The sequence below is a fragment of the Cellulophaga omnivescoria genome (assembly GCF_027915275.1).
Classification (GTDB): Bacteria; Bacteroidota; Bacteroidia; order Flavobacteriales; family Flavobacteriaceae; genus Cellulophaga; species Cellulophaga omnivescoria.
Window position 1 is genome coordinate 1,764,944 of the sequence record NZ_CP115819.1, and the last position, 13,799, is coordinate 1,778,742.

The following is a 13,799-nucleotide window of genomic DNA, read 5'->3' on the forward strand; positions in this document are numbered from 1 at the left end:
ACGTATAAAAAAAGTCCGTTTCTTTAATAGAAACGGACTTTTAAATATGATAAACAGTTATTTTATGTTGTTTCTTTTTCGTCTTCGTCTTTGCCAAAGTAGCTAGAATATATTCCGTAAAGAGCAACTAAGCCTATTAAGCCTAAAATTATTTTTCCGCCTAAACGGTCAAAAAACGATGCAGATGCAGTTTCTGGAATTTCTATTTTTGCAATTTCTGCTATTTCTTTTAAGTTTTCTGCAGATAACTCTACATAGGTGTCATCATCTACATAGCCAGTTATTATAGGCTCTGTATTACTGTACGGTAACCAAACAATATGACTTATAGTATACATTTTACCAATATCAAAATAGGAGCCGTCTTCTAACTGAAAATCTTCTGTGTCTGGAAGGTCTACTATTTTTACTATTTTTTGCTCTTCTCCGTAGGGTATTGGAATTCTTGCTCTACCTACTATATTACTTATTCCAAATATTGAAATAGCAAGAAGCGATAATATTTTTAATTTCATATCTAAATTTTAAAGGTTGGTTTTGTAAATGTACTATTTTATTTGAAAGTAATTACGCTAGTATTTTGCGTTAAGGATAGTAGTGAAAAGCCCACAGCGTAGCGAGGACTTGTAGCGCATAGCCTGCCCGTAGGAACGCTCTAATAAAAATATTTACACAAAAAAAGTCCGTCTCTATGGGTAAGAAACGGACTTTTTAATGTTGTTATATTTGTGTTTAAGAATTCATATCTGTAAAATTCTTGTAGAAATAAGGTATTGTTTCTATACCTTTTAAATAGTTCCAAATTCCAAAATGCTCATTAGGTGAGTGTATGGCATCACTATCTAAACCAAAGCCCATTAGTATGGTTTTGCTTTGTAGTTCTTTCTCGAACAAGGCAACTATTGGTATACTACCACCGCTACGTTGTGGTATTGGTGTTTTGCCAAATGTTGTCTCGTACGCTTTAGATGCTGCTTTGTACCCAATGCTGTCTATAGGTGTTACGTAACCTTGTCCGCCATGATGTGGGTTTACTTTTACTGTTACGCCTTCTGGAGCTATGCTTGTAAAGTGTTTAGCGAACAATTCTGTTATGTTTTCCCAGTCTTGGTTTGGTACCAAACGCATAGATATTTTTGCGTAAGCTTTGCTTGCTATTACGGTTTTTGCACCTTCGCCAGTGTAACCACCCCAAATACCGTTTACGTCTAGAGTAGGACGTATAGAGTTACGCTCGTTTGTAGTGTATCCTTTTTCTCCGTAAACAGCATTTATATCTAATGCTTTTTTATAGTTTTCTAAACTAAAAGGAGCTTTTGCCATTTCTGCACGTTCTTCTGCAGATAATTCTTCTACATTGTCATAAAAACCAGGAATGGTAATATGGTTGTTTTCGTCATGTAAAGACGAAATCATTTTTGTTAGTATGTTTATTGGGTTGGCAACAGCGCCACCGTATAAACCAGAGTGTAAATCTCTGTTAGGTCCTGTAACTTCTACTTCTACATAGCTTAAACCTCTTAAGCCTGTTGTTATAGATGGTACGTCTTTGGCAATCATACCAGTGTCACTAATTAAAATAACATCGTTTTTAAGCTTTTCTCTGTTTTCTTTTACAAATGTAGATAGGCTAACGCTACCAACTTCTTCTTCGCCTTCTATCATGAACTTTACGTTACAAGGTAGTTGGTTGGTGCTTACCATAAATTCTAATGCTTTTACGTGCATATACATTTGCCCTTTGTCATCACAAGCACCACGAGCAAAAATTGCACCTTCTGGGTGTAATTCTGTTTTTTTAATTACAGGCTCGTATGGCGGAGAGTCCCATAGGTTAATTGGGTCTGCTGGTTGCACGTCATAATGACCATAAACTAATACCGTTGGTAAATTTTTATTTATTATTTTTTCTCCGTAAACAATAGGAAAACCTTGCGTTTCACAAATTTCTACTGCATCACAACCTGCTTTAACTAAAGCATCTTTAACAGCATCTGCAGTTGTAAGTACATCATGCGCATAGGCAGGGTCTGCACTAACAGATGGTATTTTTAGAAGTTCTATAAGTTCATTTAATAATCTGTCTTTATTACTATCTATAAAGCTTTTTACGTCTTGCATAATATGTTTTTGATAAAGTATAAATGTACAAAAAAAAGAAGTTTTTATAATTAAGTATTTCAAAATTGATTTTTTGCATTATATTTGCAACCCAATTGGCAAAATTGCTAGTTGAAAATGCAGGCGTGGTGGAATTGGTAGACACGCTAGACTTAGGATCTAGTGCCGCGAGGTGTGAGAGTTCGAGTCTCTCCGCCTGTACAAACAAAAAGCCTTTCAGGAAACTGAAGGGCTTTTTTTATTTTACAATAGTCCTAAACGTTAAGTTTATTCTGGGTGTACTTACTTTTTTTGTTGGTGGTAGTCTGTGTAACCAGTTTTTTTGAGTTGCACCTGTCATTACCAATAAACTTCCTCTGTCTAAATTAATATCTATTTTTTGCTTGCTCTCTTTATGTTTAAAACTAAACTTACGTTCTGCACCAAAACTTAATGACCCTATTGCCCCGTTTTCTTTTAAATCTTTTTCACCGTCACTATGCCAAGCCATACCTTCTTCTCCGGAGTGGTATAAGTTTAACAAGCAAGAGTTAAATGTTTCTCCGGTTTTCTCTTCAACCAATTTTTTTAGTTCTAGTAGCTCTTTTGTCCACGGTAGGGCTGTTTTGGTAATTTTAGAGTAGGTGTAACTAAATGGGTTGGTTGCATACCAAGCTACTTTGCGTTTAGTAGTTATGGTTTTTCCAAAAATAACAGCTTTGTCATTTTCCCATTGTATATTGTTAAATAAATAATTGTAGTATTCCTGAGCCTTACTTATAGAAAGTATTGGTCCGTAATAATACACTTCGCCATCAAAAGGAAGTATATTTTTTTGTATGTCTGTGTTAAATAAATCCATTTATAATCATAAAAATAATCAATCAATTTTAATTGGTTGTAATGTGCTTATTTAAAAATAAATAAACCTTTAACGTTTATTAACAGTAAAATTTTGTCCAGTAAATATCTGTCGCATTATTTTGCATTCTGTATGACAGTATCACTAAAAAATAAGACTGCTCTTTTATTAGCATTGTGTTTTACAATGTTGGGTAGCTTATACGCTAATGTTTCATTAGAAAATAGTGGTACTTTACAGCAAACAACCAATACAGATTCTGTTACTAAGCAAATAGAAAATGTAGGTTTGCCTGTTATAGAGCAACACAAGAATTTTGCTACAGAATTAACAGAGGCAGATGAAGAAGAAGTAACAGAAAATGTTACGCCTAAAAAATTAAGTAATAACAATGGCAATTTTAAAGTTGCCTTTTTTTCTGCTCAAATTTTAGGTTTACCATCTACACCACTTACTAAAACGCATTATTTATTACACACCAATTTAGGGAGTGTTTTAAAAATTTATATAAAGTACCAAGTACTACTTATATAGAAAACCAATAAAGCAGTAGCCACTTACTAATACTGCTTGCACACCACACCATTATTTATTTTGTCTAAGGACATAGCGGTAATATACGTATAGTTTTCTGTGCGTTTTTGCCACACGTATTAACAATCAATTATTTTAAAAAATCAATCGTATTATGAGGAGAACTTCTACACTCATAGGCCTATTGCTTGTGCTTTGTTTTGCCAGCTGTGAGTCTAAAAAAGAAGAAAAAAAAGAGGAATCTAAATTTCTTGTTACCAATCCTGTTAAAAAAGACACCATTATTAAAAAAGACTACGTATGCCAAATACACTCTATTAGGCATATAGAAATACGTGCTTTAGAAAAAGGATATTTAAAACAAATTTCTATAGATGAGGGGCAGTTTGTAAAAAAAGGTCAAAAGCTTTTTAATATAATGCCAAACGTATATCAGGCAGATTTACAAAAAGCAAAAGCTGAAGCAGAAGTAGCAGAAATAGAATACAAAAACACAAAACTACTAGCAGATAGTAATGTGGTTTCTGCAAATGAATTAGCAATGTCTAAAGCAGAATATGATAAAGCTAAAGCAGAGGTGTTTTTAACACAAACCCATTTAAGTTTTACAGATATTAGAGCTCCTTTTGATGGTATTGTAGATCATTTAGAAGCTAGAGAAGGTAGCCTTTTAGATGAAGGAGAAAAATTAACCACATTGTCAGACAACAGTAAAATGTGGGTATACTTTAATGTACCAGAGGCAGAGTATTTAGACTATATAACAAATACGGGTAAAGCAAGAGCTAAACAAGTAGAGTTGGTTATGGCAAACAATAAAATGTTTAACCAAACAGGTGTTGTAGAAACTATAGAGGGTGAGTTTAATAACCAAACTGGTAACATTGCGTTTAGAGCAACCTTTCCCAATCCAGATAAAATATTAAGACACGGAGAAACTGGTAGTGTACTTATGTCTGTTCCTTATAGTAATGCTTTACTAATACCACAAAAAGCAACTTTTGAAATTTTAGATAAAACTTACGTGTATGTTATAGATGCCAATAGTGAGGTTAAGCAAAGAGAAATAGCAATAGAGGCTAGTTTACCTAACTTATTTATTGTTAGCAAAGGACTTTCTACTAAAGACAAAATACTGCTAGAAGGCTTGCGTATGGTAAAAAATAACGAAAAAATACAAACAGAGTTTTTAGAACCAAATACGGTACTAAAAGAACTAGACCTGTATGCAGAATAATTACAAAATAGAACTATAAAAATATGTTTAGTAAATTTATAAAAAGGCCTGTGTTGGCTATTGTAATTTCTGTAATTATTATTTTTACAGGACTGTTAGCAATAAACCAATTGCCTATATCCCAGTTTCCGCAAATAGCGCCAACAACAGTAAATATTTTTATTGCGTATCCTGGTGCTAGTGCAGATGTGTTGGTAAAGTCTACATTAATACCACTAGAAACTTCTATAAACGGTGTGCAGGGTATGCGTTACATAGCATCAGATGCTACAAGTGCGGGTGAAGGAACTTTACGTGTAATTTTTGAGCCTGGTACGGACCCAAGTGAGGCTGTGGTTAAGATAAAAACGCGTGTAGACCAAGTAATGCCTTTGTTGCCAGAATTGGTACAGCGTGAAGGTGTAATTATAACACCTGTACAGCCAAGTATGCTTATGTATGTTAACTTATACAGTAATGAAAAGCATACTGACGAAAAGTTCCTATATAATTATGCTTACACCAAAATGGTACCCGAAATACAGCGTATAGATGGTATTGCAAGTGCTAAAATTTTGGGTAGCCGTAAGTATGCTATGCGTGTTTGGTTAAAACCAGATCATATGCGTGCTTATAATATCTCTGCAGAAGAAGTTTTAAAAGCAATGGAAGACCAAAGTATTTTAGCCAGACCCGGTAGAATTGGTAGAAGCTCTGGTAAAAAATCACAAGCATTAGAATATACGTTGGTTTACCAGGATAGGTATAGTGAGCCAGAGCAATACAAAGACATTATTATAAAAGCCAATGAAGAAGGAGAAATTTTAACGCTAAAGGATATTGCTGATGTAGAACTAGGAAGCGAGTTTTTTGATATCTATTCTAATTTAGATGGTAAGTCATCTGCTTCCATTGTGCTTAAACAAACCTTTGGTAGTAATGGTAGTGATGTTATAGATAACGTAAAAGAAAAACTTAAAGAGTTAAAAGAAGATTTACCTCCTGGTATTGAGTATAAAATAAGTTATGATGTTTCTAATTTTTTAGATGCATCTATTGAGCAAGTAATTCACACGCTTAGAGATGCATTTATTCTTGTAGCTATTGTAGTATTCTTGTTCTTGGGAGATTGGAGATCAACGTTAATTCCTATTATAGCAGTGCCAGTATCACTTATAGGTGCATTTTTTGTTATGCAATTATTTGGATTGTCTATAAATTTAATAACGCTTTTTGCATTAGTCTTAGCTATTGGTATTGTGGTAGATGATGCTATTGTAGTTGTAGAAGCTGTGCACGCTAAAATGGAAGAAGAACACGTATCGCCTTATAAAGCTGTAAAAAGTGTGGTGGGCGAAATTGGTGGTGCCATTATAGCAATTACGTTGGTAATGGTTTCGGTTTTTGTGCCTATTTCTTTTATGACAGGTCCAGTAGGTGTGTTTTACCGTCAGTTTTCTATAACAATGGCTGGTTCAATAGTAATTTCTGCATTAGTTGCTTTAACATTAACGCCGGTTTTATGTGCAATGTTGTTAAAGCATAATAATGGAAAAAGAAAAAAATCTCCAGTAGATAAGTTTATAGATTGGTTTAACAAAGGCTTTGAACGACTTACTGGTAGTTATGTAAAAATCTTAAATAAAATTGTTGCGCGTAGGGTATTAACCTTTGGTGTGTTAGCAATATTTTGCGCAGGTATTTTCTTGGCTAATAAAGTATTACCAGCAGGTTTTATTCCTAATGAAGATCAAGGGATGATTTATGCCATTATACAAACACCTCCAGGATCTACTTTAGAACGTACAAACGAGGTTGCCAGAAAACTACAAGCCATATGTGAAGAAACAGAAGGTGTAGCATCGGTTTCTTCTTTGGCAGGTTATGAGATTATGACAGAAGGACGTGGTTCTAATGCAGGAACATGTTTAATTAATTTAAAGCCTTGGTCAGAGCGCCATCATTCTGTTCATGAAATAATGGAAGAATTAGAGGAAGAAACCAAAAATTTAGGTGCCGTTATAGAGTATTTTGAGCCGCCTGCAGTTCCTGGTTTCGGATCTTCTGGTGGTTTTTCTATGCGTTTGTTAGATAAAACTAATGGTACAGACTATCATGAGTTCGAGAAAATAAACAACAACTTTATGGAAGCGTTAGGAAAGCGTAAGGAGTTAAGTGGTTTGTTTACTTTTTACGCAGCTAACTATCCGCAGTATAAACTTAAAATAGATAATAAAGCTGCAATGCAAAAAGGGGTATCTATTGGTGCTGCTATGGAAAACCTAAATATTTTAATTGGTAGTACTTATGAGCAAGGATTTATACGTTTTGGTAGATTTTTTAAAGTATATACCCAAGCAGCACCAGAGTACAGAAGTTTACCATCAGACCTAGAAAAACTTTTTGTAAAGAGTGAAGAAGGTAAAATGGTACCGTATTCTGCTTTTATGAAGATTGAAAAAGCACTTGGCCCTAATGAAATTACTAGGTACAATTTGTACAATTCTGCTGCAATTAGGGGGCTGCCGGCTTCTGGTTATACTAGTGGCGATGCTATAAAAGCAATACAAGAAGTAGCTAAAGAATCTTTACCACATGGGTATGACGTTGCTTGGGAGGGATTGTCTTATGATGAGGCACGCAGAGGTAACGAGTCTATCTACATTTTTGCTATTGTATTAGTGTTTGTTTACTTGGTTTTGGCAGCACAGTATGAAAGCTTTTTACTGCCTTTGGCCGTAATACTATCATTACCCGTGGGTATTTTTGGGTCGTTCTTTTTATTAAAAATGATGGGACTTTCTAATGATGTTTACGCACAAATTGGTATGATTATGTTAGTTGGTTTGTTAGGTAAAAACGGAGTGTTAATTGTGGAGTTTGCGGTTCAAAAAAGGAATCAAGGTTCTACAATATTTGACGCAGCAATAGAAGGTGCAAAAGCTCGTTTTAGACCTATTTTAATGACTTCCTTTGCATTTATTGCAGGTTTAATACCACTAATTATTGCTACAGGAGCAGGTGCAATAGGAAATAAAACTATAGGCGGTTCTTCTTTAGGAGGAATGCTTTTAGGTACTTTATTTGGTGTACTTATTATACCTGGACTTTATTACATTTTTGCAAAAATGGCAGATGGGCGTAGTCTTATTAAAGATGAAGATACAATGCCGGTTTCTGAAGAGTTTATGAGAGCTAGTGAACGTAAAAGCGGAATAAAGGCTCGTATGGAGAAAATAAATCAACTTTTGAAAAAATTAATAGCTAAAAATGAAGATAATTAATAAATATAAAACTGTACTTAGGCTTAAAAAAGCTTATCTAGTTTGTGTTATTTGTGTGTTTGCTTTTTATTCTTGTGTACCAGTAAGAGAAATAAAAAATGAAAACACAACTGTGCCAACTGTATACAATAATACAACTACAGACACTGTAAATTCTGCTGTTATGAAATGGGATCAGTATTTTTCTGATCCCAATTTAAAAGCAATTATAGATACTGCCTTAGTTAATAACCAAGAGCTAAATATTATGCTACAAGAAGTACAGGTGGCTAAAAATGAAATTTTGGTTAGAAAAGGTGAGTATTTACCATTTGTAAACATACAAGCAGGTGCAGAGGTAGAAAAAGTAGGTCGTTATACAAGTCAAGGCGCCAACGATGCTAACACAGATATTAAAGACGGAAAAGAATTTCCAGAACCATTACCTAATTATCAAGTAGCTGCAGTTGCGTCATGGGAGTTAGATGTTTGGAAAAAACTAAGGAATTCTAAAAAAGCTGCTGTTTTAGAGTATTTGGCAAGTGAAGAAGGCAAAAACTTTATGATTACCAATTTGGTTTCAGAAATTGCTTCTTCATACTATGAGCTTTTAGCTCTAGACAATCAGCTTAAAATAATAGACCAGAATATAGCTATTCAAAAAAACGTGCTAGAAATAGTCAAGCTGCAAAAACAAGCAGCAAGAGCAACAGAATTAGGTGTTAAACGTTTTGAAGCAGAGGTTTTAAAAAACCAAAGTTCTAGATACCAAATACAGCAACAGATTACAGAGGCAGAAAATAAAATTTGTTTTCTAATGGGATCTTATCCTAAGCATATTACAAGAACCACAACAGATTTTGTAGAAATTACTACTACTCCAGTGTATGCAGGTGTACCAAGTCAGTTACTACAAAACAGACCAGATATTAAGCGTGCGGAGTATGAGTTAGCGGCCCATAAATTAAATATTAAAGTAGCCAAAGCCAATTTTTATCCATCAATAGGTATTAAAGCAGGTGTGGGGTTAGAGGCTTTTAAGCCTAAGTTTTTAACAAAAACGCCAGAGTCTGTGCTTTATAATATTGTTGGTGATGTTGTTGCACCACTAATAAACCGTAATGCTATTAAGGCAGCATATAAAAATGCAAATAAAAGACAAATAAAAGCGGTATACGAGTATGAGAAGGCTATTTTAAACGGTTACATAGAAACCACAAACCAATTGTCTAACATAAAAAATCTAAAAAAAAGTTTTGAGGCAAAACAGCAAGAAGTAAATGCGTTAACAGAGTCTATAGAAATTTCTAATAAGTTATTTAAATCTGCAAGAGCAGATTATATGGAGGTATTACTAACACAGCGTGATGCTTTAGAGGCAAAAATAGAACTAGTAGAAACCAAAAAAGCACAAATGCTAGCGCACGTAAATATATACCACGCTTTAGGTGGCGGATGGAATTAGTTTTTTAATTGTTATGTTTTTTAAGTTAGTTGTTAAAGTTTTTTAGTTCTCTACTTTTTCAACGAAAAAGCCCTTCATTTTAGAAGGGCTTTTTTTATTATAATTTATAGCGTTTTAAAGCTAAATTCAAAAACAAGACGTGGGAAAAGTGCTTTTGTCTTTTTTACAAGACACCTACGGCAGCCAAAATTAAGCATCCTACAACGGCAATTAATATTGCAACAAGTACAACAACCATTGCGCCTAGGAAACTGTTTAAGACTTTTGTGCCAACAGTTAATTCTTTCATATCTCAATAGTTTCTAGTAAGGTACAAATTAAAATTCATTTTAGCAACTGTAAATCAGCAGGTTGCGTTTATTTTTTGGTGGTTTTGTATGTTATTTTACAAGTAGCTGGTGTATGTATGTGGCAATTTTGTTTGTGGCTCCAATATTTTGGGCAACATATGTTTTGTTTATTTCTGCAGTGGTATTGTAGTGTTCTTTATTGGTAAGTAACTGGTTTAAATTACTTGTAAATTGGTTTTGGTTAGCTGTGGTTAAAATACCTTTAAGCTCTACCAAATCTTCAGCTTCTTTAAAGCCTTTGTAAATAGGACCAATGATAATAGGAACTCCAAAAACAGCAGGTTCTAAAGTATTGTGTAAACCACCTTTTGTAAAACCGCCACCTACGTAAGCAATGTTTGCATAACTATATATTTTGGTTAAAATGCCAATCGTATCAATTATTAAAACATCAAAACCAGAAATGTCTCTGCCATTAATTTCAGAAAATAAAACTACTTTTTTTTGTATACTATTTTTTAATTCTTGTATTTGAGAGTGTATAATATTGTGTGGGGCAATTACAAACTTTACGTTTTCTACAGTTGTATTATTTATATAGGTTGATAAAAATAACTGCCCATTTGGCCAAGTACTACCGGCTACTACACAGGTTTTGTTTTGTACAAAACTGCTCATAAAATCCAATGTATTATCTTGTTCTAATATTTTAGAAACACGGTCAAACCTTGTATCACCACTAACAGTGCAATTGTTATAACCAATACTTTTAAGTAACTTTTTTGAGTTAGAGTCTTGCACAAAAAAGTGTGTAAAAGCAGTTAGACTTTTACGCATAAACCCACCATACCATTTAAAAAACGATTGTTCTTTTTTAAAGTAAGCAGAAACTAAAAGTGTTGGTATTTGCTTTTCTTTTAAAACTTTAAGGTGGTTTGGCCAAATCTCATATTTCACAAAAATGGCAATTTTAGGGTTTACAGCATTTATAAACTTTTTGGCATTTGTTAATGTGTCTAACGGTAAGTAAACAATGGCGTCTGCAATTTTATCATTTTTTTTAACCTCATAACCAGAGGGAGAAAAAAAAGTAACTACAATTTTATAAGTAGGGTATTCTTCTTTTGTTTTTTCAATAATAGGTAGGCCTTGTTCGTATTCACCTAAAGAGGCGGTGTGCACCCAAATAACCTTATCTGTGGTATTTATGTTATTATTTAGGGTGTTGTAAGTGTCTTTACGGCCCTTTACAAAGAGTTTTATTTTAGGATTAAAATTAGCAATAATTTTAACTAAAATAGCGGCAATATGTACTACAAAGTTATATAAAAGATGCACCTAGAGTTTATTTGTCGTAAAAATACGTTTCTTTCATTAATTTCATTGTTGCCCATTGGTATTTTTGTAAATTTACCTTTCAAATTAAGGCAATGAAAAAAATTCAGATGGTAGACCTTAACGGTCAATACCAAGATATAAAAGAGCAGATAAATTCTTCTATCTCTCAAATATTAGAAACATCATCATATATTAACGGTCCAGAAGTACATGCTTTGCAAAAAGAAATGGAAGACTATTTGGGTGTTAAACATATGATTCCTTGTGCAAATGGTACAGATGCTTTGCAAATTGCAATGATGGGACTTGGGCTGCAACCAGGAGATGAGGTTATTACTGCAGATTTTACTTTTGCTGCCACAGTAGAAGTTATAGCGTTGCTACAATTAACACCTGTTTTGGTAGATGTTGAACCAGATACGTTTAACATAAACCCTGCTGCTATAGAAAAAGCTATTACGCCAAAAACTAAAGCTATTGTACCTGTACATTTATTTGGACAATGTGCAAATATGGATGCTATTTTAGAAATTGCAGAAAAGCATAATTTATATGTTATTGAAGATAACGCACAGGCTATAGGTGCAAGTTATATTTCTAAAGACGGAAGCAAGAAAAAAGCGGGCACAATGGGTCACGTTTCTGCAACCTCGTTTTTTCCTTCAAAAAATTTAGGAGCTTACGGAGATGGTGGAGCTATTTTTACAAATAATGATGAGCTAGCCCATACATTAAGAGGTATTGTAAACCACGGAATGTACGAGCGTTACCACCATGATGTTGTTGGTGTAAACTCTAGGTTAGACTCTATACAAGCGGCAGTTTTAAGGGCCAAGTTGCCTAATTTAGATGCCTACAACCAAAAACGTAGAGCTGCAGCATTAAAATACTCTATGGCTTTAGCAAACCATAAAGATATTGTTACGCCTAAAATGACTGTATGTTGTTCTTCTGACACTTGTGTTTGTGATTGTCACGTATTTCATCAATATACATTACAGATAAAAAATAATGATAGAGATGCACTTGTAAAACATTTGCAATCTAAAGATATTCCTTGTGGTGTGTATTACCCAATTCCACTACACTTGCAAAAAGCATATAAAGATAGTAGGTATAATGAAGCAGATTTTCCTGTAACAAACCAATTGGTTAAAGAGGTAATTTCTTTACCAATGCATACCGAGTTAGATGATGAGCAAATTGCTTATATAACCAATGCTGTTTTAGAGTTTTTAAATAACTAACCATAATATAGAAATAGATGAAAATATTAGTAACTGGCGGATTAGGCTTTATTGGTTCGCACACTGTGGTAGAATTACAAAACAAGGGTTTTGAAGTCGTAATTATTGATGATTTATCTAATTCTTCAGAAAAAGTATTAGATGGTATTGTGGCCATAACAGGTACAAAGCCAACTTTTGAAAAGTTCGATTTAAAAGAAAAATCTAAGGTTCAAGATTTTTTTAAACGTCATTCTAATATTGCTGGTGTTATACATTTTGCAGCTTCTAAGGCTGTAGGAGAAAGTGTAGAAAAACCATTATTATATTATGAAAACAATATAGGAACATTGGTGTATTTGTTACAAGAATTATCTGCAATGCAAAAAGCTAATTTTATTTTTAGTTCTTCTTGTACTGTATATGGTCAAGCAGACATTATGCCAATTACAGAAAATGCACCAGTAAAAGAAGCAGAGTCTCCTTATGGCAATACCAAGCAAATGGGCGAAGAAATTATAAGAGACACCTGTAAAGTTGTGCCTGCTTTAAACGCAATTGCTTTGCGTTACTTTAATCCAATGGGTGCACACCCAAGTGCAGAAATTGGAGAGTTGCCAATAGGAGTGCCACAAAATTTAGTACCTTTTATAACACAAGCAGGTGTTGGTTTAAGAGAGCAATTGTCTGTTTTTGGAGGAGATTATCCTACGCCAGATGGCACTTGTATTAGAGATTATATACACGTTGTAGACTTAGCAAAGGCACACGTTGTAGCTTTAGAACGTTTAATTGGCGGTAATAATAGTGCAAACTATGAAGTTTTTAACGTAGGTACAGGTACTGGAAGTTCTGTTTTAGAAGCAATAAAAAGCTTTGAGCGTGTGTCTGGTAAAAAATTAAATTATAAAATTGTAGATCGTAGACCAGGAGATATTACAACTGCCTATGCAGATACTACAAAAGCAAATACTGTTTTGGGTTGGAAAGCAGAATCTACCCTAGATGAAGCAATGAAATCTGCCTGGGATTGGGAGCAAAAAATTAGAAATTAAATACAAGCTAATGTTAAAAGTAATAAAGTATGGTTTTACTGTAAACCATACTTTATTTTTTTGCGTACATAAAAGAAATGACATTTAATTATCCAAATACCAAAACTCTTTTAAGCTCTGTAACGAGTCAAAACCTATATGGTAATTTGGTAACTCAATTACAAAAAGACTTTGGTTTAGCTAACATAGACTTTAATCTGCTTAAAGAAAATAAAACAGTTTCTCCAGAAGAGCTTGCCGCTGGCCTACGCGAAAAAATTTATCAATTGCTTTTAGAACGTTTTACAGAGTACCTTAATCTCTTGTATATTATTGATATTCCAGAACAAACACTTAAAAAAATTGAAGTTACAGATGCAGTTGAGGTAGCAGATCAAGTGGCATTTTTAATCTTAAAAAGAGAATGGCAAAAGGTGTGGTACAAAAGTCAATATTCTAGCTAATTAATAG

At 33.7% G+C, this 13,799-nt stretch carries 12 protein-coding genes and 1 tRNA gene; 8 read left to right on the forward strand and 5 right to left on the reverse strand.

The features are described from left to right. Positions 1-62 precede the first annotated feature (62 nt). Together PBN93_RS07905 and PBN93_RS07910 are read right to left on the reverse strand one after the other, a co-directional pair. Positions 63-515, reverse strand: coding sequence for a hypothetical protein (locus PBN93_RS07905; protein ID WP_077401163.1), 453 nt, complete (start codon positions 513-515; stop codon positions 63-65). 217 nt (positions 516-732) lie between these two features. Then, a complete protein-coding gene (locus PBN93_RS07910) occupies positions 733-2,121 on the reverse strand; it encodes a dipeptidase (RefSeq protein ID WP_077402218.1) in 1,389 nt (462 codons plus the stop codon). A gap of 119 nt (positions 2,122-2,240) precedes the next feature. On the opposite strand from PBN93_RS07910, the gene PBN93_RS07915 reads away from it, so the two are divergent. Then, a tRNA-Leu gene (locus PBN93_RS07915) sits at positions 2,241-2,322 on the forward strand. A gap of 37 nt (positions 2,323-2,359) precedes the next feature. On the opposite strand, the gene PBN93_RS07920 is transcribed toward PBN93_RS07915, so the two are convergent. Further along, positions 2,360-2,962, reverse strand: coding sequence for an alpha-ketoglutarate-dependent dioxygenase AlkB family protein (locus tag PBN93_RS07920; RefSeq protein WP_271081857.1), 603 nt, complete (start codon positions 2,960-2,962; stop codon positions 2,360-2,362). Between the two features lie 132 nt (positions 2,963-3,094). On the opposite strand from PBN93_RS07920, the gene PBN93_RS07925 reads away from it, so the two are divergent. The 4 genes from PBN93_RS07925 (at position 3,095) to PBN93_RS07940 (ending at position 9,440) form a co-directional block, all read left to right on the forward strand. Beyond that, positions 3,095-3,496 (forward strand): hypothetical protein, encoded by a 402-nt coding sequence (locus PBN93_RS07925; RefSeq protein WP_139344214.1) that lies wholly within the window; start codon positions 3,095-3,097, stop codon positions 3,494-3,496. A gap of 154 nt (positions 3,497-3,650) precedes the next feature. Next, positions 3,651-4,733 carry an efflux RND transporter periplasmic adaptor subunit gene (locus PBN93_RS07930; RefSeq protein WP_077401173.1) on the forward strand — a complete coding sequence of 361 codons (1,083 nt, stop codon included), beginning with the start codon at positions 3,651-3,653 and terminating at the stop codon, positions 4,731-4,733. Between the two features lie 23 nt (positions 4,734-4,756). Then, entirely contained in the window at positions 4,757-7,996 is a 3,240-nt protein-coding gene (locus PBN93_RS07935) for an efflux RND transporter permease subunit (protein ID WP_271081858.1), read from the forward strand. Then, positions 7,983-9,440, forward strand: coding sequence for a TolC family protein (locus tag PBN93_RS07940; RefSeq protein WP_271081859.1), 1,458 nt, complete (start codon positions 7,983-7,985; stop codon positions 9,438-9,440). Before PBN93_RS07935 ends, PBN93_RS07940 begins: the two co-directional genes overlap by 14 nt. Before the next feature lie 163 nt (positions 9,441-9,603). Here the strand turns inward: PBN93_RS07940 and PBN93_RS07945 are convergent, their stop codons facing one another. Together PBN93_RS07945 and PBN93_RS07950 are read right to left on the reverse strand one after the other, a co-directional pair. After that, positions 9,604-9,729, reverse strand: coding sequence for a hypothetical protein (locus PBN93_RS07945; RefSeq protein ID WP_262487730.1), 126 nt, complete (start codon positions 9,727-9,729; stop codon positions 9,604-9,606). A gap of 91 nt (positions 9,730-9,820) precedes the next feature. After that, the gene (locus PBN93_RS07950; protein ID WP_077401179.1) at positions 9,821-11,068 is read right to left on the reverse strand and encodes a 3-deoxy-D-manno-octulosonic acid transferase; all 1,248 of its coding nucleotides are present in this window, start codon (positions 11,066-11,068) and stop codon (positions 9,821-9,823) included. Between the two features lie 92 nt (positions 11,069-11,160). Here PBN93_RS07950 and PBN93_RS07955 point away from each other — a divergent pair, with 92 nt between their 5' ends. From PBN93_RS07955 to PBN93_RS07965, 3 genes are all read left to right on the forward strand, one after another. Next, positions 11,161-12,315, forward strand: a complete 1,155-nt coding sequence (locus tag PBN93_RS07955) for a DegT/DnrJ/EryC1/StrS family aminotransferase (protein ID WP_077401182.1) — start codon at positions 11,161-11,163, stop codon at positions 12,313-12,315. A gap of 17 nt (positions 12,316-12,332) precedes the next feature. Continuing rightward, positions 12,333-13,349, forward strand: a complete 1,017-nt coding sequence (galE, locus tag PBN93_RS07960; protein ID WP_077401185.1) for a UDP-glucose 4-epimerase GalE — start codon at positions 12,333-12,335, stop codon at positions 13,347-13,349. Between the two features lie 77 nt (positions 13,350-13,426). Next, the gene (locus PBN93_RS07965) at positions 13,427-13,792 is read left to right on the forward strand and encodes a hypothetical protein (RefSeq protein ID WP_271081860.1); all 366 of its coding nucleotides are present in this window, start codon (positions 13,427-13,429) and stop codon (positions 13,790-13,792) included. Positions 13,793-13,799: the final 7 nt, after the last annotated feature.

What these genes read in the sequence shown, in the direction of transcription:
- PBN93_RS07935 (WP_271081858.1), top strand. Translation starts at nt 4,757, where the DNA reads ATGTTTAGTAAATTTATAAAAAGGCCTGTGTTGGCTATTGTAATTTCT.
- galE (WP_077401185.1), top strand. Translation starts at nt 12,333, where the DNA reads ATGAAAATATTAGTAACTGGCGGATTAGGCTTTATTGGTTCGCACACT.
- PBN93_RS07910 (WP_077402218.1), bottom strand. Translation starts at nt 2,121, where the DNA reads ATGCAAGACGTAAAAAGCTTTATAGATAGTAATAAAGACAGATTATTA.
- PBN93_RS07940 (WP_271081859.1), top strand. Translation starts at nt 7,983, where the DNA reads ATGAAGATAATTAATAAATATAAAACTGTACTTAGGCTTAAAAAAGCT.
- PBN93_RS07965 (WP_271081860.1), top strand. Translation starts at nt 13,427, where the DNA reads ATGACATTTAATTATCCAAATACCAAAACTCTTTTAAGCTCTGTAACG.
- PBN93_RS07930 (WP_077401173.1), top strand. Translation starts at nt 3,651, where the DNA reads ATGAGGAGAACTTCTACACTCATAGGCCTATTGCTTGTGCTTTGTTTT.
- PBN93_RS07945 (WP_262487730.1), bottom strand. Translation starts at nt 9,729, where the DNA reads ATGAAAGAATTAACTGTTGGCACAAAAGTCTTAAACAGTTTCCTAGGC.
- PBN93_RS07955 (WP_077401182.1), top strand. Translation starts at nt 11,161, where the DNA reads ATGAAAAAAATTCAGATGGTAGACCTTAACGGTCAATACCAAGATATA.
- PBN93_RS07920 (WP_271081857.1), bottom strand. Translation starts at nt 2,962, where the DNA reads ATGGATTTATTTAACACAGACATACAAAAAAATATACTTCCTTTTGAT.
- PBN93_RS07905 (WP_077401163.1), bottom strand. Translation starts at nt 515, where the DNA reads ATGAAATTAAAAATATTATCGCTTCTTGCTATTTCAATATTTGGAATA.
- PBN93_RS07925 (WP_139344214.1), top strand. Translation starts at nt 3,095, where the DNA reads ATGACAGTATCACTAAAAAATAAGACTGCTCTTTTATTAGCATTGTGT.